Genomic DNA, 15912 nt, shown 5'->3' on the forward strand with positions numbered 1-15912 from the left:
TTAGCTTTGCCCAGGATTGGACAAGAAATCACCCCACGGGAGGGACCAGAGAGATGAAGAGACATGCCAAGGTCGGGGCGCGCGTCGCCCTGCTGCTCGCCGCCGCCCTGACGGTATCGGGCTTTGCCGGCGCCAAGCCGGAATGCATCGCGCCTGCGGCACCCGGCGGCGGCTGGGACTTCACCTGCCGCACCGTCGGCCGCCTGCTGCATGAGCTGAAGATCGTCGACCGGCCGATCCAGGTGACGAACATGCCGGGCGCCGTCGGCGCCGTGGCCTTTGCCCATGTGTCCGAGAACCGGATGAAGGACGGCAACCTGATCGTGGCGGCCAGCAGCGTCGGCATGACCCAGATTGCCCAGAAGCGCTATCCCGGCGACGCCGAGCGCATGCGTTGGCTCGGCATGCTGGGCGCCGACACGGGCGTCGTCATGGTCAAGGCCGATTCGCCCTACAAGACGCTGGCCGACCTCATCAATGCGATGAAGGCCAATCCCGGCGTGGCGGTAACCGGCGGTTCCAGCGGTGCCGGCGGCTACGATCACCTGCGGCTGCTGCTCGTCGCGCGAGCGGCGGGCATCCCCGGCCCGGACCTGCGGAAGATCCGCTGGGTGCAGTTCGACGGCGGCAGCAGCGCCGTCACGCAGATGCTGGGCGGGCATATCGGCGTCGTCACCACCGACCTGGGCGAAATCTCGGGCTTCGTCGAATCCGGCCAGGTGCGGGTGCTCGCGGCCCTGTCGCAGGACCGCCTGCCGGGCAAGTTCGCCAACCTGCCCACCGCCCGCGAGCAGGGCTATGACGTGGTCGGCCTGAATTGGCGCGGCTTCTACACCGGCGGGCAGGTCACCGATGCCGAGTACGCCAAGATGGTCGACGGGCTGAAGCGCCTCTACGACACCGACGAGTGGAAGAAGACCGCCGAGGCGAGCGGGCTGACGCCCAACTGGATCGGCGGCAAGGATTTCGAGGCCTACGTCCGCAAGTCGGTCGCAGACCTGCGGTCGCTGTCGCTGGAGATCGGGGTCATCAAGTGAGCGACCGGATCGTTGGCCTTGGGCTGATGATCCTGGCGGCCTGGTACGGGTGGTCGGCCGGCTTCTATGAGGCCGACTTCTCCGATCCGGTCGGGCCGGCGGTCTTTCCGCAGGTGCTGGCGGCGATGATCGCCGCGCTCGGCCTGTGGCTGGTCTTCCGGCCCGACCCGGAACCGCGCTGGGACGGTGGCATGGTGCTGGTGGTGCAGGGGGCGTCGGTCGTCCTGATGCTGGCCTACGCCCTGCTGCTGGTGCCGGTCGGCTTCGTCGTCGCGACATCGGTCCTGGCCGGGCTGCTGGCGGCGATGCTGGGCGCGCGGCCGGTGCCGGCCGCGGCGTCCGGCGTGGCCGTCAGCGTCTGCTGCTACGTGCTGTTCACCTACGGGCTCGAACTGGCGCTGCCGGCCGGCAAGCTGTTCGCGGGAAGCTGAGGCGGGCCATGGACATCCTTACCTCACTGGGCGGGGGCTTCGGCGTCGCCCTCCAGCCGATGAACCTCGTGCTGGCCTTGATCGGCTGCTTCCTCGGCACGGTGATCGGGGCCTTGCCGGGCATCGGCCCGGTGAACGGCATCGCCATCCTGATCCCGCTCGCCTTCAGCATGAAGCTGGCGCCGGTCGAGGCGATGATCCTGCTGACCAGCGTCTATTACGGCACCATGTTCGGGGGCCGCATCTCCAGCATCCTGCTCAACATTCCGGGCGACGCGCCCGCCGTGATGACGTGCCTGGACGGCTACCCGATGGCGCTCAAGGGCAAGGCGGCCGACGCCCTCGCCATCTCGGCCATCTCGTCCTTCGTCGGCGGCACGCTGGCCACCATCGGCCTCACCATCTGCGCGCCGCTGCTGGCCAAGGCCGCCATCTATTTCGGCCCGCCCGAATATTTCGCCCTCTTCGTGCTGGCAGTGGTCGCCGTCGGCGGCGTCGGCGGCGCCAACCCGGCCAAGACGCTGATCGCCGGCCTGGTCGGCCTGGCGCTCGCCACCGTGGGCCTCGATCCCGCCAGCGGGCAGCCGCGCTTCACCTTCGACAGCTACGAGCTCTATGACGGCATCGACTTCGTGGTCGCCGCCATCGGCCTGTTCGCGATCAGCGAATTCCTGATGTTCCTGGCCGACAAGGATGGCGGGCAGGCCAAGCGCCTGCCGGTCGGGCAGATCCGCTCGTCCTTCCGCGACCTGATCTTTCCGGCCGCGACCCTGCGGGCGAGCGCGCTTGGCTTCGTCATCGGCGTGCTGCCGGGGGCGGGTGCCACGATGGCCAGCTTCCTCGGCTACACGCTGGAAAAGAAGATCTCCGACAAGGACGGCACCTTCGGCAAGGGCGACCCGCGCGGCGTGGCCGCACCGGAGGCGGCCGACAACGCGGCCGCCGGCGGCAACCTGGTGCCGATGCTGACGCTGGGCATCCCCGGCAGCGGCGCCACGGCGATCATGCTGGGCATGCTGGTCACGCTGAACATCCAGCCGGGGCCGCTGCTGTTCGAGCGCCAGCCAGACCTCATCTGGGGCCTGGTGGCCGCCCTCTATGTCAGCAACTTCATGCTGCTGGTGCTGAACATCCCGCTGGTCGGCATCTTCGCGCGCCTGCTGACGATCCCCACCCGCTACCTGATGCCGATCGTCGTCGTCATCAGTTATGTCGGTGTCTATTCGATCAGCAACAGCGCCTTCGACCTGCTGCTCATGACCGGCTTCGGCATCCTCGGCTTCGGCATGCGCAAGATGGGGTTCTCGATGATCCCGCTGATCCTGGGCATGCTGCTGGGCGGGCCGATGGAACAGAACCTGCGCCGCGCCATGCAGGCCAGCGGCGGCGACTGGGCGATCCTGCTGCAAAGCCCGCTGTCGATCGGCCTGCACCTGGTCACCATCGGCATGGTCGCCGCCGCCATCATCTACGAGCTTCGCCGCCGCCGCAGCGGCGCACCACGTCCTGTCGTCGAGTGAGGTAGACCCATGTCCGACCTGCCGAAATCGGTCCATATCCTGGAAGTGGGGCCGCGCGATGGCCTCCAGATCGAGCCCAACTTCGTGCCGACCGCCGACAAGATCCGTATGATCGAGGCGCTGGCCGACGCCGGCCTGCCCGAGATCGAGGCGGGGTCCTTCGTCAATCCCCGCGCCGTGCCGCAGATGGCCGATGGCGACGAGGTCTTCGCCGGCATCCGCAAAAAGGAGGGCGTCGCCTACCGCGCCTTGTGGCTGAACGCCCGCGGGCTGGAGCGCGCGATCGCCAATGGCCATGTCGACGTCAACGGCAAGCTGACGATGACGTGCAGCGAGACCTTCATCCGCCGCAACACCAATCGCAGCATCGACGACACCCTGGCCGAGATGCCGGAGTGGATCGCCCGCTACAAGGCGGCCGGTGTCGAGGTGCGCACGCTCGGCCTGATGGCGGCCTTCGGCTGCAATTTCGAGGGCTACATCCCGGAGGCCAAGGTGGTCGAGCTGATCGCCCGGGCCGAGGCGGTGATGGCCGACCATGACTGCAAGCTGAAGACCCTCAACCTAGCCGACACCATGGGCTGGGCCTCGCCCATGCAAGTGAAGCGCCTGGTCGGCCTCATCCGCGACCGCTGGCCCGAACTGCGCATCAAGCTGCACCTGCACGACACCCGCGGCCAGGCCGTCGCCAATGCGGTGGCGGCGATGGAGATGGGCGTCACCCACTTCGACGCCTCGGTCGGCGGCCTGGGGGGCTGCCCGTTCGCCGGCCACAAGGGGGCGGCCGGCAACGTCTCGACCGAGGATCTGGTCTTCTCCTGCCACGAAATGGGGATCGAGACCGGCATCGACCTCGACGCCCTGGTCGAGGTCGCCCGCATGGCCGAAGGGTTCGTCGGCCACGAGCTGCCGGGCAAGGTGATGAAGGGCGGGACCCTGAACCGCTACAAGACCCAGCACTGACGGGCAGGGCCGTCCGGCGGGCGGCGGCCTATGCCGTCACCAGCCGGACGGCCCCGGCCGCCATCGGCTCGGCCAGGGCCGCCGGCGGCGCCCGGTCGGTGACCAGGCAAGAGAAGGCATCGAGCCCGGCCACGGCCACCAGTGCCGTGCGGGTGAACTTGTCGGCGGTGCCGACGGCGACGGCGGCGTGGCTGCGGGCGATGGCGACCTGCTTGACCGCCACCTTGGCCAGGTCGAAATCCATCAGCGTGCCGTCCGGCTCGCAGCCCGAGAAGCCGACGAAGGCCCAGTCGAAGCGGAAACGGGCGATGGCGGCAGTGGTGGCGTCGCCGGTCAGCGAGCCGTCGGCGCCGCGCACGAGGCCGCCCAGCACGAACAGCTCCGGCCCATCGGCCGCGTCGGCCAGCAGGGTGGCGGCGGGCAGCGAGCAGGTGAAGACGCGCAAGGCCCGCCGCCCCCGCAGCGCGCGGGCGATGGCCTCCACGGTCGTGCCGACATCCAGGAACACCGAGGCGCCGTCCTGAACCAGGGCGGCCGCGGCCCGGCCGATCCGTTCCTTGGCGTCGGGGGCGACGGCGCGTTTCTCGGCATAGGGCAGGCGGCCATGCGCCTCCGGCAGGCCGGCGCCGCCATGGAAGCGGCGCACCGCGCCCTCGCCATCTAGATGTACGATGTCGCGCCGCACGGTCTGCGCCGACACGCCGAACTGCCGCGCCAGCACCTCGATGGTGGCGAAGCCCTGCTCCTGCACGATCGCCAGGATCGCCTGCCGGCGTTGGCCGACCTCGTCCTCTGGCGGGCTGGAAAAAGCCGTTTGCGTGTTCATGGATGTAAGATAGTTTACATCCCAATGATGTCGCCAGCGCTAACGCAGCCGGCGTCGCGGGAGGGGACGGGTCGAATGCCAGGAACGCTGCTCTGGTCCGCGATGGACCGGTCGCTCCATCGCTATGGTGCCCGCTTCGACGGCTGGGCGCTGGCCTGGGCGCCGGCTGCCGTGCCGGCCCCCGTTCCACCCGACGCGCAGCCGGTGTCGGCGACGACCGGCTTGGAATATGTGCTGCGCGGCCGGGCGCGGCGTGTGCCGGTCGGCATCATCGGCCCGCGCGAGGCGACGCCGGCACAACTCGCCCTGGCCGAGGCGCTGGGCGCCCGCCTGGGCGAGATCGGCCTGCAACTGCTGTGCGGCGGGCGTGGCGGCGTGATGGAAGCCGCCTGCAAGGGCAATCTGGAAGCGGGCGGCAGCCCGATCGGCCTGCTGCCCGACACTGAATGGGACGCCGCCAACCCCTACGTCGCCATCCCCATCGCGACCGGCATCGGCCAGGCGCGCAATGCGCTGATCGCGCGCGCCTGCCTCGTGCTGGTAGCGGTCGGCGGCGGCTACGGCACTTTGTCGGAGATGGCGTTCGGCCTGCATTTCGATCGCCTTGTGCTGACCCTGGACAAGGCCCCGGCGGTGGACGGCGCGGTCGCCTGCGCCTCGGTCGACGAGGCCATGGACCGGATCGCGGACCATCTGCTGCGACCAGCGGTGTCGGTGTCATAAAACGATCATCGGCCGCCCGTATGGTCGAATTCGGTCGCAACTAGAAGGGGGAGGGGGAAGCATGGCGTTCGTCACCGTTTTCTACCTCCTGTTCCTGTTCGCGCCGATGGTGCTGCTGCTGGTCGGGTCGTTCGGGCAGAGCTGGACCAACACGCTGCTGCCGACCGGCTTCACCGGCCGCTGGTATGTCGAGGTGGCGACCGACCCCAGCTTCCGGCGCGCCTTCGTCACCAGCCTCCAGGTGGTGGGCCTCACCTGCGTCCTCAACGTCCTGATCGGCCTGCCCCTGGCCTACGCCATCCAGTCGGCCGCCCGCAGCGGCGTGCGGGTCGCGGCCCGCCTGCTCACGCTCTTGCCGATAGCGGTGCCCGACCTGGTGCTGGCCTTCGGCTTCATCCTGGTCTTCTCGTCCGACACCTTGCCCTGGCTCGGCAGCTTCTGGCTGCTGGTGGCGGGCCATGTCGTGCTGACCCTGCCCTATACGGTGAACACGCTGGCGGCCGACATGCAGCAGCTTGGCCTGGCCGAGTACGAGCAGGCCGCCGCCACGCTGGGTGCGCCCTTCCTGGCGCGCTTCCGCGACGTGGTGCTGCCGATGGTGGCGACCAGCCTCCTGTCGGCGATGCTGACGGTGGCGGCCCTGTCGATCGGCGAATTCCAGCTCTCCAACCTGGTCGCGGGCTTCCTGTCGCGCACCTATCCCGTCGTCCTGCTCCAGGCGTTCTACGGCGCCACGGGCTTTGCCTGTGCTGCCACCGTCGTCCTGCTGGTGCTGGCGGTCACGGCCTCGGTGCTGAGCAGCGCCACGGCGCGACTGGCGAGGGCGCGATGAGCAAGGCGGCACTTTCCTACACCGGCGTCGGCTACCGCTATCCCGGCAGCGAGGCCGGCGTGTTCGACATCGACCTGGAGATCGGCGAGGGCGAACTGGTCGCCGTCATTGGCGCGTCCGGTTCGGGCAAGACGACGCTGTTGAAGCTGCTGGCGGGCTTCGCCCGGCCGGATGCCGGGCAGATCCGCATCAACGGTGCCGACGTCAGCCTGCTGGCGCCGGAGGCGCGCCGCCTGGGCGTGGTCTTTCAGTCCTATGCGCTCTTTCCCCATATGACCGCGCTCGACAATGTCGCCTATCCCCTGAAGGTGCGCGGCCTGGGGCGGACGGAACGGCGGCGCCAGGCGGCCGACGCCCTGGCGCGGGTCGGGCTGGGCGACCGCACCGGGCATCATCCGGCCCAGCTATCCGGCGGGCAGCAGCAGCGTGTCGCGCTGGCCCGGGCACTGGTGTTCCGTCCGCACGGCCTGCTGCTCGACGAGCCGCTGTCGGCGCTCGATCCGGGCCTGCGGGTGGAGATGCGCGACGAGATCCTGCGCGTCCAGCGCGACGCCGGCATCGCCACCCTGCTCGTCACCCACGACCAGGAGGAGGCGCTGTCGATCGCCGACCGCGTCTGCGTCATGCGCCAGGGACGCCTGATCCAGGTGGCGAGCCCGCGCGAGCTCTACGACAGACCGGCCGACGCGCTGGTCGCTGCCTTCGTCGGCCAGTCGAACCTGTGGCCGGCCGTCGTCGCCGGCCCGGGCCGCGTCCGCGCCGCCATCGGCGACCTTCCCTGCGACACCGCCGGCCTGGCGCCGGGCACGGCCGTCACCGTCCTGGTGCGGCCCGAGCGCGTGCTGCCGGCGCCCGATCCGGGGCCGTCGCCACCGCCCGGCACCTTTGCCGGCCGCATCCTTTCCGACCGGTTCCTGGGGCCGGTGCGCCGGGTCGATCTTGCCGTGGCGGACGGGGTCGTCCGGCTCGAGACCCATTCCCAGGATGCCATCGCGGCCGTGCATGTCCCGCCCGCCGCGGTCCGGCTGCTGCCCGCCGCTGCCCCCACCCACGCCCCCACCAACGGAGGAACGACGTGACCATGAAGAAGCGGATGTTCGCGGCGGCCGTCGCCGCCGGCCTGGCGCTCTCGCCCGCGGCACAGGCATTCGAGGGTGCCGAGCTCTATGCCGGCGAGCGCACCCTCTATGAGGCCGCCCAGAAGGAGGGGATCGTCGTCTCCTTCGACACCGGCCCGACCTGGGCCAACTGGGCCGCGCAGTTCAAGGCGTTCCAGAAGCGCTATCCCGGCATCGAGATGGTCTACAACGACCTGGGCTCGGCCGCGACCGTGGTGGCGCTCGACAAGGCGCGCAACCGCCCGCAGGCCGACACGGCCTACTATTTCGCGGCCTCTGCCCTCGATGCCGCGGCCAAGGGCTTGGTGGCCGACTTCCAGCCGGTGAACTTCGCCAAGCTGCCGGCCGCCTTCCGCCATGACAGCGGCCAGTGGTTCACCATCCACACCCTCAACGTCGCCTTCCTGGTCAACACCAAGCTGGTGAAGACGGTGCCGACCGGCTGGGCCGACCTGCTGAAGCCCGAATACAAGAACGCCGTGGTGTACCTCGACCCGCGCTCGACGGGCCAGGGCCAGGTCGTGGCCTTCGCGGCTGCCTTCGCCAATGGCGGCGACATGGACAACGTCACCCCCGGCATCGACTATCTGGGCCAGCTCTCCAAGGCCGGCAACGTGCTGCGCACCGTCGGCACCACGCCCTATGCGCAGTTCCTGAAGGGCGAGATCCCGATCTGGATCGGTTACGAGAATGACGGGTTGAAGGCCAAGTTCCTGGACGGCATGGGTGACAACATCGCTGTCGTCATGCCCAAGGAGGCGTCGGCCGCCGCCCCCTACGCGATCAGCCTGGTGAAGGGGGCGCGCAACCCCAATGCCGGCAAGCTGTGGCTCAACTACATCATGACCGAGGAGGGGCAGGGCATCTTCGCCGAGGGCTTCGTGCGGCCGGCGGTGCCGGGCGTGAAGCTGCCCGACAGCGTCGCCGACAAGCTGCCGCCGGCACCCCAGCTGAAGCCGATCGACATCGCCAAGGCGACCGCCAAGAAGGCCGAGATCGAGACCGGCTGGGCCAAGGCCGTGCTGGGCCGCTGAGGCCTCGGGCACAGGCTTCCACCGATGACGCCGCACGTCCCCCGGCCGCTGCTGCTGGCCTTTCTGCTGCCGGGGGTCGTGCTGTTCACCGTGTTCTTCCTGCTACCGCTGTCGCTGATCCTGGCCGAGGCCGGGTCGGACGGCGGCGTCGCCTTCATGGCCCTGCTGTCGGACCCGGTGTTCTGGAACGGCCTGGGCGGCAGCCTGCTGCTGGGCACCGTGGCACCGGCCTTCTCGCTGGTGGTGGGCTTCGTGCTGGCAGCGGCCCTGGCCCGCATGTCGCCCGCCCGGCGCACGGCCGCCCTCTTCGCGATCTCGCTGCCGCTCACCTTCTCGGGCCTGATCGTCGCCTATGGCTTCATCCTGCTGCTGGGCCGCGCGGGCTTCCTGACCCAGCTCCTGGCCATGGTCGGCTTCGACCCGGCCGTGGTCGGTGGCCTCATCTTCAGCCCGGCCGGGCTGGGCCTTGCCTATTCCTACTACCTGATCCCGCGGGTCGTGCTGGTGGTGCTGCCGGCCCTGCGCAACTTCGATCCGGCCCAGCTCGCCGCTGCCCGCTCGCTGGGTGCAGGGCGTTTCCGCACGGTCGTGGAAATCCTGCTGCCGCAGATCGTGCCCAGCCTGCTGGCGGCCTATTGCCTGACGGCGGCGGTCGCCATCGGCGCCTACGGCACGGCGCTGGCGCTGGCCGGGACGCAGGTGAACATCCTGCCGCTGCTGCTTTACAGCAAGGTGTCGGAGACAGGCACGGACCTGCCGGCGGCGGCCGCCATCTCGATCGTGCTGGTGGCGCTGTGCAGCCTGGTCATTGTGCTGGGCGAGGCGCTGTCGGGCCGGCGGCGGCCCTCACATTAGTCTAGGGGGCCGCCGCAGCGGCACCGGACTACGCCAGGTGGCACGCCGCCCGCTGGCCGGGGGCGATTTCGCGCAGCAGCGGCACCTCGACCCGGCAGCGGGCTTCGGCGATGGGGCAGCGGTCGGCGAAGGCGCAGCCGGGGGGCAGGTGGGTCTGGCTCGGCACGCCGCCTTGCAGGCGCGGGCGCCGGCGGCGGCGGTTGGCGGCGGCCGCGTTGGGCACGGCCGCGCGCAGGGCCTGGGTGTAGGGGTGGGCCGGGCGCTCGAACAGCAGCGAGGCCGGGCCTTCCTCGACGATGCGGCCCAGATACATGACCGCCACCTGGCGGCAGACATAGTCGACCACGCCCAGGTCGTGGCTGATCAGCATGTAGGCCAGGCCGTACTGTTCCTGCAGGTCCTTCAGCAGGTTCAGCACTTGCGCCTGGACCGAGACGTCGAGCGCCGAGACGGGCTCGTCCAGCACGATCAGCGCCGGACGGGTGACGAGCGCCCGGGCGATGGCGATGCGCTGGCGCTGCCCGCCCGAGAATTCGTGCGGGTACTTGCCGGTGTCGGCCGGGCGCAGGCCCACGGCGCGCAGCACCTCCTCCACCCGCTGCGCCCGGTCGCCGGCGCGCTCCAGCGCGTCCAGCGGCTCGGCCACGATGCGGCCCACCGTGTGGCGCGGGTTGAGCGAGCCGTAGGGGTCCTGGAAGACCATCTGGAAGGCGCGGCGCAGGCGCTTCAGGGTGGGGGCGTCGACGGCGGCCAGGTCCTCGCCGCGGATCTCGACCGAGCCGGCGCTGGGCGCCTCCAGCCCCATGGCCAGGCGCGCCAGGGTCGACTTGCCGCAGCCGGACTCGCCGACGATGCCCAGGCTGTCGCGCTCGGGGATGACGATGTCGACGCCGTTCACCGCGTGGACGGCCTCGCGCGGGCCGAACAGGGTGCGCCGCGGCAGCGGGTAGCGCCGGTGCAGGCCGGCGGTCCGCAGCACGGGTGGGCCGGCCGGATCGTCCGGAGGCATCATGGGATGCTCCTTCTTCGCGCCTCGTCCAGGCGGATGCAGCGTGCCCGATGGCCGGGGCCCACGGCAAGTGGCGGCGGCGGTGCCGCGCGGCAGGCGCCGGCCGCGATCGGGCAGCGATCGACGAAGGTGCAGGCGGCCGGCAGGTCTGCCAGGTCGGGCACGGTGCCGGGGATGGGCTCCAGCCGGGCGCGGCGCGCCAGGCCGATCTGCGGCAGGGCGGCGAACAGCCCCTGGCTGTAGGGGTGGGCGCGATACTGGAACAGGGCCTCGGTCCCGGCCTCCTCGACGCCGGCGCCGCCATACATGACGATGACCCGGTCGACCGTCTCGGCGATCACGCCCAGGTCGTGGGTGATGAGGATGAGGCCCATGCCGCGCTCGTCCACCAGCTCGATGACGAGGTCGAGGATCTGGCCCTGGATGGTGACGTCGAGTGCGGTCGTCGGCTCGTCGGCCACCAGCAGGTCGGGCTCGCAGGCGAGCGCCATGGCGATCATCGCGCGTTGCCGTTGGCCGCCCGACAGCATGTGCGGCGGGGCGTGCGCGCGCTCGCCCGCGTTGGGCAGGCCGACCCGGTCCAGCAGGCGCACGGCCTCGCGCTCGGCATCGGCCCGGCTGGCGCCGCGATGCAGGCGCAGCGGCTCGGCCACCTGCCGGCCGATCGGCTGCAAGGGGTTCAGCGCCGTCATCGGCTCCTGGAAGATCATGGCGATGCGGTTGCCGCGGATGCGGCAGAGGTCGGCCTCGTCCATGGTCAGCAGCTCCTGGCCATCAAGCGCCACCCGGCCGGAGGCGCGCGCGCCGTCGGGCAACAGGCCCATCAGCGCCAGCGCCGTCATCGACTTGCCGCAGCCGGACTCGCCGACCAGCCCCAGCGTCTGCCCGCGGTCGAGCGAGAAGGACAGGTCGCGCACCGCCCGCGCCCAGCCGTTGCGGGTGGGCAGGGCGACCGTCAGGTCCTCGACCTCGAGCAGGGTCATCGCCGGACCATCATCGCTTGCGCGCCAGGCGGGGGTCGATCAGGTCGCGCAGCCCGTCGCCCAGCAGGTTGAGGCCCAGCACGGCGACCGCAATGGCGATGCCCGGGAAGACCGCCAGATAGGGGGCGTCGTACATGAAGGTCTGCGCGTCGTTCAGCATCCGGCCCCAGCTCGGCAAGGGTGGCTGGGTGCCCAGCCCGAGATAGGAGAGGCCGGCTTCCGCCAGGATGGCGAGCGCGAACGCAATCGTCGCCTGGACGATGATGATGCTGAGGATGTTGGGCAGCACATGCTCGATCGTGATGCGCGTCGTGCCCTTGCCCGCCGCGCGCGCGGCCAGGATGAAGTCGCGCGCCCAGATCGAGCTGGCCGCACCCCGCGCCAGCCGGGCGAAGACGGGCACGTTGAAGATGCCGATGGCCAGGATCGAGTTGACCGTGCCCGGCCCCAGCAGGGCGGTGATCATGATGGCCGACAGGATGGCGGGGAAGGCGAAGGTGAAGTCCGAGAAGCGCATCACGAGCTCCTCGATCCAGCCGCGCCGGGCGGCTGCCAGCAGGCCCAGCGTCGTGCCGACCGAGCAGCCGATGGCCACCGCGACGACGCCGACCGCGATCGAGTTGCGCGCCCCCACCATGATCATCGACAGGATGTCGCGGCCGAAATGGTCGGTGCCGAAAAGGTGGTCGGCCGAGGGCGGGCGCAGCTTGCGTGGCACCGCCAGTTCGATCGCCGAATAGGGCGTCCAGACATAGGAGACGGCGGCGGCCAGGACCACCAGCCCGGTCAGGAATGCGCCGATGGCGAAGCTGCGGTGGCGGAAGGCCCGGCGGATGGTGCCGGGCCGCTGCATGGCCGTGTCGCTCATCGCCGGCTCCGCAGGCGGGGGTCGATGACGGCATAGAGCACGTCGACCAGGAAGTTCACCACCACCACCAGGGCTGCGATCAGCACCACCACGTCCTTCACCACGATCAGGTCGCGCTGGGTGATCGCCTGGAACACCAGCCGGCCGACGCCGGGCAGGTAGAACACGTTCTCGATGATGATGGTGCCGGTCAGCAGGTTGGCGAATTGCAGGCCCATGATGGTGACCACGGGGATCAGCGCGTTGCGCAGGACATGGCGCCACAGCGCCTGGCGCCGGGACAGGCCCTTGGCGCGCGCGGTGCGCACGAAATCCTCGCGCAGCACTTCCAGCACGGCCGAACGGGTGACGCGGGCCAGGATGGCGGCCTGCACGATGGCCAGCGAGATGGCGGGCAGCAGCAGCGACTGCAGGGCCGGGAGGATGCCCGCCCCCCAGCCGGGGAAGCCGCCGGCCGAGAACCAGCCGAGATGGACCGAGAAATAGAGGATCAGCAGGATCGCGAACCAGAAGTTGGGAATGGCGATGCCGAGCTGGCCGAATGCCATGACGCCCCAGTCGCCCGGCCGGCCGTGATGGCTGGCGGCATAAAGGCCGAGGCTGAGCGCCAGCACCACCGTCAGCGCCATGGCGATCAGGGCCAGCGGGATGGTCAGCACCAGCCGCTCGGCGATCAGCTCCGACACCGGGACCGAATAGGTGTAGCTGATGCCGAGGTCGCCGGTCGCCAGCCCCACCACCCAGGCGAGGTAGCGCTCGACCGGCGGGCGGTCGAGCCCCAGCTTGCGGCGCAGCGCCTCGACCGTGTCGGGCTGCGCGTCGACCCCCAGCATCACCTGGGCGGGGTCACCCGGCAGCACCTCCAGGACGAGGAACACGACGAGCGACGCCGCCAGCAGGGTCCCGATCAGGGTCCCGAATCGTCGCAGGAGGAAGAGGGTCATTCGCTCAAGGGGCTAAGGCCGCCGGGGCCGGCCGTCAAGCAATCGGGCGCGCTTTCCGCCAGCAGATCCAGCCCCCGCTTTCCGCGGGCGCCGGTGCCGCGATGGCGCGGCGCCCGAGGAAGTGGTCGAGGGCGTCCCGGCCGGCCGTTTCGACCAGGATGATGCCGCCTTCGGGCATGCGGTCGAAGAGGAAGGGCAGGATGCGCGCGGCCACTTCGCTGCCGCCGCCGATGGCCAGGAGGGCGATGCGATGGACCGGGGCAAGCGGCAGGCTGTCGCCATAGGCGCCGGCCAGCAGGCTGACGCGGTCGTCCATCGCGTGGAACCGTTCCAGGCATTGGCGTGCGTCCGCCTCCGGCCCCTCCGTCGCGATCCAGGAGCGGCCGGTGGTGTCGGCGCTGCGGCGCAGGCCGGCCAGCATGGCACCGATGATGGCCGCGTCCGTTCCAGCGGCGACGAAGTCGCCCGCGAGGGTGCCGTCCAGGGCGCCGCCGGCAGCCAGCCGCAGGCCACCCAGATCGTGGCCGGGTGCGGCTTCGCCAAGCCAGGCCGCCAGCAGGTCAAGATAGCGGTCGTCCCCGGCCGAGCCGAGCGGAGCGCGCGCCAGCGCGGGCCGGGCCAGTTCGGGAAACCGCTCCAGATGGGGGTGGGCGGCGGCATCGCCGGCGGCCCGGTCGGCATCGGTCAGCGGCCGCTTGCGCAACTGCACCCGCACCTCGTCGACGGCGCGCGGCCGGGCGCGCAGCTCGTCCTCGGTGGCGCCGCCCTTCAGCAGGCTCTGGCCGAGCCGGCTGAGCACGAGCTGCTGGTCGACCAGGTCGAAGCGCGCCTCGGTCCAGCCGATCTGCCAGAACCACTCCGTGTAGTAGAGCCAGCTCCGCTCGTTGAAGCCGCGCAGGTGCGTCGGGTCCTGCCAGGCGCCATAGGACAGGTCGTAGGGCACGGCGATGGCCATGATGCCGCCATCCTGCAGCAGCGCCAGGCAGTTCGTCATCAGCCCGACCAAGTCCGGCACATGCTCCAGGACGTGCGAGGCCGTGATGTGGTCGAAGGCGCCGGCCGCCAGCTCGACGGTGCCGAAGCGATGGGTGGCAAAGCGCATGCCGACCAGGTCGCGCCGGCTCAGGTCGGCCAGGATGTCGGGGCCGGCGGCGGGAGAGATGTCGATGTTGATCGACGCCTCGTCCCACAGCCGGCCGCTGCCGATGTTGAGCCGGGTCGGGGTCGCGACCGGCGACGGCGTGTCGGTCATCAGTTGGCCCAGCTCCACTGCCACAGCTCGGTCTGCACGATCGGCTCGTTCTGGCCATAGCCGCGCAGGCCGCTGGCATAGACGCCCGTCTTGGCAAGCTGGAACAGGAAGCCGTGGACGGCATCCTCCGAGATCATGCGCTGCGCCTGGCCGTAGAGGTCGTAGAGCTTGGGCGTGTCGACCTCGACGTCGATCCGCTTCATCAGCGCGTCCAGGTCCTTGTTCTGGTAGCCGTAGTAGTAGTTCGGCCCGCGCACGTAATTGTCCATGTCGTAGGGCGAGGTGTGCGCCACGATCGTCATGTCGTAGTTGCGCTGCTTGTAGACGATGTCGAGCCACTGCGCCCACTCGATGGGCTCGATCTTCACCCGAATGCCGGCCTGGCCCAACTGGGCGGCCAGCACCTCGGCGCCGCGCCGGGCATAGGGGAAGGGCGGCGGCTTCACCGTCGTCTCGAAGCCGTTGGGCAGGCCCGCCTCGGCCAGCAGCGCCTTCGCCTTGGCGATGTCATGCGGATAGCGGCCGGTCAGGTCGACATAGGCGGGGTGATGCGGCGGGAAATGAGCACCGATCGGCGTGCCATAGCCGAACATCGCCCCGTCGATCAGCGCCTTGCGGTCGATCGCATGGTTGATGGCGCGGCGGACGCGGACATCGTCGAAGGGCTTGCGGGAATTGTTGAGGGCCAGGATGACCTCGCCCTCGGTCGTGCCGATCACGACCTTGAAGCGCTGGTCCCGCTGGAAGCGACCCAGGCTTTCGGGCGCGCCGATCAGGGGGAAGGCGTCGACGTCGCCGGCCAGCAGGGCTGCCACCTGGGCGGACGGGTCGGGAATGAACTTGAAGACCGCCTCGCGCATCTTGATGCGGCCGACATGGCGATAGTCCGGATAGCGCTCCAGCACCACGCGGTCGCCCTTCACCCATTCCTTGAAGCGGAAGGGGCCGCTGCCGACCGGGCGGATGCGGTTCTGATCCACCGTCTCAGTCGCCGTGATCGAGGCATCGCCGGACGCCATCGAGAAGAGGAAGATGCTGGTCGGCTGCTTCAGGCGGATCACGACGGTGCGCGCATCCGGCGCCTCGACCGCCTCGATCGGCTGGAACACCTTCTTGGACGGGTTGATGCTGTCCCCGGCCATGGCGCGCGCGAAGGTGAGGCGCACATCCTCCGACGTCAGCGCCCGGCCATTGTGGAACGTCGCCTTCTCGGGCAGGCGAAAGGTGAAGACCCGGCCATCGGCGGATATCGTCCAGCTCTCGGCCAGCCCCGGGGTGACGCCGCCACGATCGTCGATCAGGGTCAGGCTCTCGAAGACGTTGCCGGAAACGATGCTGTCGATGGCGGCCGCGGCATTGATCGTGGGATCGAGGACCGGCGGTTCGGCCTGCATGCCGACGACGACGCGGTCCTTGGCGGCGGCCGGTGCGGGCGAGAAGGCGACGGCCAGGGCAAGGCCGAGCACGGCCGGGACGAAGTACGGGCGCATGGGCGATCCTCTGAGAGGCAGGTCGGG

Annotated in this window: 16 protein-coding genes; 9 read left to right on the forward strand and 7 right to left on the reverse strand. The window is 70.3% G+C overall.

The annotated features are described in order from the left end of the window. Positions 1–53 precede the first annotated feature (53 nt). The 4 genes from STVA_RS05510 to STVA_RS05525 are packed head-to-tail and all read left to right on the forward strand — an operon-like array spanning position 54 to position 3951. Entirely contained in the window at positions 54–1037 is a 984-nt protein-coding gene (locus STVA_RS05510) for a Bug family tripartite tricarboxylate transporter substrate binding protein (protein ID WP_123689584.1), read from the forward strand. After that, positions 1034–1468, forward strand: coding sequence for a tripartite tricarboxylate transporter TctB family protein (locus tag STVA_RS05515; protein WP_142235670.1), 435 nt, complete (start codon positions 1034–1036; stop codon positions 1466–1468). Before STVA_RS05510 ends, STVA_RS05515 begins: the two co-directional genes overlap by 4 nt. Positions 1469–1476: 8 nt before the next feature. Then, positions 1477–2988: a tripartite tricarboxylate transporter permease gene (locus STVA_RS05520; RefSeq protein ID WP_123689582.1), complete on the forward strand. Its 1512-nt coding sequence runs from the start codon at positions 1477–1479 to the stop codon at positions 2986–2988. 9 nt (positions 2989–2997) lie between these two features. Next, on the forward strand, positions 2998–3951 hold the full coding sequence (locus tag STVA_RS05525) for a hydroxymethylglutaryl-CoA lyase (protein ID WP_123689581.1): 954 nt from the start codon (positions 2998–3000) through the stop codon (positions 3949–3951). Between the two features lie 28 nt (positions 3952–3979). On the opposite strand, the gene STVA_RS05530 is transcribed toward STVA_RS05525, so the two are convergent. Beyond that, the gene (locus tag STVA_RS05530; protein ID WP_123689580.1) at positions 3980–4777 is read right to left on the reverse strand and encodes a DeoR/GlpR family DNA-binding transcription regulator; all 798 of its coding nucleotides are present in this window, start codon (positions 4775–4777) and stop codon (positions 3980–3982) included. Between the two features lie 75 nt (positions 4778–4852). On the opposite strand from STVA_RS05530, the gene STVA_RS05535 reads away from it, so the two are divergent. The 5 genes from STVA_RS05535 to STVA_RS05555 all read left to right on the forward strand — a co-directional run bounded on the left by STVA_RS05535 (position 4853) and on the right by STVA_RS05555 (position 9339). Then, positions 4853–5500 carry an SLOG cluster 4 domain-containing protein gene (locus tag STVA_RS05535; protein ID WP_245978302.1) on the forward strand — a complete coding sequence of 216 codons (648 nt, stop codon included), beginning with the start codon at positions 4853–4855 and terminating at the stop codon, positions 5498–5500. Between the two features lie 61 nt (positions 5501–5561). Beyond that, positions 5562–6332 carry an ABC transporter permease gene (locus tag STVA_RS05540; protein WP_123689579.1) on the forward strand — a complete coding sequence of 257 codons (771 nt, stop codon included), beginning with the start codon at positions 5562–5564 and terminating at the stop codon, positions 6330–6332. Then, entirely contained in the window at positions 6329–7411 is a 1083-nt protein-coding gene (locus tag STVA_RS05545) for an ABC transporter ATP-binding protein (RefSeq protein WP_123689578.1), read from the forward strand. Before STVA_RS05540 ends, STVA_RS05545 begins: the two co-directional genes overlap by 4 nt. A 2-nt stretch (positions 7412–7413) precedes the next feature. Then, a complete protein-coding gene (locus STVA_RS05550) occupies positions 7414–8484 on the forward strand; it encodes an extracellular solute-binding protein (RefSeq protein WP_123689577.1) in 1071 nt (356 codons plus the stop codon). A gap of 24 nt (positions 8485–8508) precedes the next feature. Beyond that, entirely contained in the window at positions 8509–9339 is an 831-nt protein-coding gene (locus STVA_RS05555) for an ABC transporter permease (RefSeq protein WP_123689576.1), read from the forward strand. Positions 9340–9367: 28 nt separating this feature from the next. On the opposite strand, the gene STVA_RS05560 is transcribed toward STVA_RS05555, so the two are convergent. Genes STVA_RS05560 through STVA_RS05585 form a run of 6 tightly spaced genes read right to left on the reverse strand, consistent with a single transcriptional unit; the run spans position 9368 to position 15885 of the window. Continuing rightward, a complete protein-coding gene (locus STVA_RS05560; protein ID WP_123689575.1) occupies positions 9368–10351 on the reverse strand; it encodes an ABC transporter ATP-binding protein in 984 nt (327 codons plus the stop codon). Then, the gene (locus STVA_RS05565; RefSeq protein WP_123689574.1) at positions 10348–11331 is read right to left on the reverse strand and encodes an ABC transporter ATP-binding protein; all 984 of its coding nucleotides are present in this window, start codon (positions 11329–11331) and stop codon (positions 10348–10350) included. The genes STVA_RS05560 and STVA_RS05565 overlap by 4 nt, the downstream gene beginning before the upstream one ends. Positions 11332–11341: 10 nt before the next feature. Next, complete coding sequence (locus STVA_RS05570) at positions 11342–12199, reverse strand: ABC transporter permease (protein ID WP_123689573.1); 858 nt, start codon at positions 12197–12199, stop codon at positions 11342–11344. Continuing rightward, positions 12196–13143, reverse strand: coding sequence for an ABC transporter permease (locus STVA_RS05575; RefSeq protein ID WP_123689572.1), 948 nt, complete (start codon positions 13141–13143; stop codon positions 12196–12198). Before STVA_RS05575 ends, STVA_RS05570 begins: the two co-directional genes overlap by 4 nt. Before the next feature lie 34 nt (positions 13144–13177). Then, positions 13178–14395 (reverse strand): methyltransferase domain-containing protein, encoded by a 1218-nt coding sequence (locus STVA_RS05580; RefSeq protein ID WP_142235671.1) that lies wholly within the window; start codon positions 14393–14395, stop codon positions 13178–13180. Then, positions 14395–15885 carry an ABC transporter substrate-binding protein gene (locus tag STVA_RS05585; RefSeq protein WP_123689570.1) on the reverse strand — a complete coding sequence of 497 codons (1491 nt, stop codon included), beginning with the start codon at positions 15883–15885 and terminating at the stop codon, positions 14395–14397. The genes STVA_RS05580 and STVA_RS05585 overlap by 1 nt, the downstream gene beginning before the upstream one ends. Positions 15886–15912: the final 27 nt, after the last annotated feature.

Origin of the sequence: Stella humosa (genome assembly GCF_006738645.1) — a bacterium.
In the GTDB taxonomy this organism is placed as follows: domain Bacteria; phylum Pseudomonadota; class Alphaproteobacteria; order ATCC43930; family Allostellaceae; genus Allostella; species Allostella humosa.

Excerpts from the sequence above, each read along its gene's own strand:
- STVA_RS05510 (WP_123689584.1), top strand. The coding sequence starts at position 54 with ATGAAGAGACATGCCAAGGTCGGGGCGCGCGTCGCCCTGCTGCTCGCC.
- STVA_RS05520 (WP_123689582.1), top strand. The coding sequence starts at position 1,477 with ATGGACATCCTTACCTCACTGGGCGGGGGCTTCGGCGTCGCCCTCCAG.
- STVA_RS05525 (WP_123689581.1), top strand. The coding sequence starts at position 2,998 with ATGTCCGACCTGCCGAAATCGGTCCATATCCTGGAAGTGGGGCCGCGC.
- STVA_RS05530 (WP_123689580.1), bottom strand. The coding sequence starts at position 4,777 with ATGAACACGCAAACGGCTTTTTCCAGCCCGCCAGAGGACGAGGTCGGC.
- STVA_RS05535 (WP_245978302.1), top strand. The coding sequence starts at position 4,853 with ATGCCAGGAACGCTGCTCTGGTCCGCGATGGACCGGTCGCTCCATCGC.
- STVA_RS05540 (WP_123689579.1), top strand. The coding sequence starts at position 5,562 with ATGGCGTTCGTCACCGTTTTCTACCTCCTGTTCCTGTTCGCGCCGATG.
- STVA_RS05545 (WP_123689578.1), top strand. The coding sequence starts at position 6,329 with ATGAGCAAGGCGGCACTTTCCTACACCGGCGTCGGCTACCGCTATCCC.
- STVA_RS05550 (WP_123689577.1), top strand. The coding sequence starts at position 7,414 with ATGAAGAAGCGGATGTTCGCGGCGGCCGTCGCCGCCGGCCTGGCGCTC.
- STVA_RS05555 (WP_123689576.1), top strand. The coding sequence starts at position 8,509 with ATGACGCCGCACGTCCCCCGGCCGCTGCTGCTGGCCTTTCTGCTGCCG.
- STVA_RS05560 (WP_123689575.1), bottom strand. The coding sequence starts at position 10,351 with ATGATGCCTCCGGACGATCCGGCCGGCCCACCCGTGCTGCGGACCGCC.
- STVA_RS05565 (WP_123689574.1), bottom strand. The coding sequence starts at position 11,331 with ATGACCCTGCTCGAGGTCGAGGACCTGACGGTCGCCCTGCCCACCCGC.
- STVA_RS05570 (WP_123689573.1), bottom strand. The coding sequence starts at position 12,199 with ATGAGCGACACGGCCATGCAGCGGCCCGGCACCATCCGCCGGGCCTTC.
- STVA_RS05575 (WP_123689572.1), bottom strand. The coding sequence starts at position 13,143 with ATGACCCTCTTCCTCCTGCGACGATTCGGGACCCTGATCGGGACCCTG.
- STVA_RS05580 (WP_142235671.1), bottom strand. The coding sequence starts at position 14,395 with ATGACCGACACGCCGTCGCCGGTCGCGACCCCGACCCGGCTCAACATC.
- STVA_RS05585 (WP_123689570.1), bottom strand. The coding sequence starts at position 15,885 with ATGCGCCCGTACTTCGTCCCGGCCGTGCTCGGCCTTGCCCTGGCCGTC.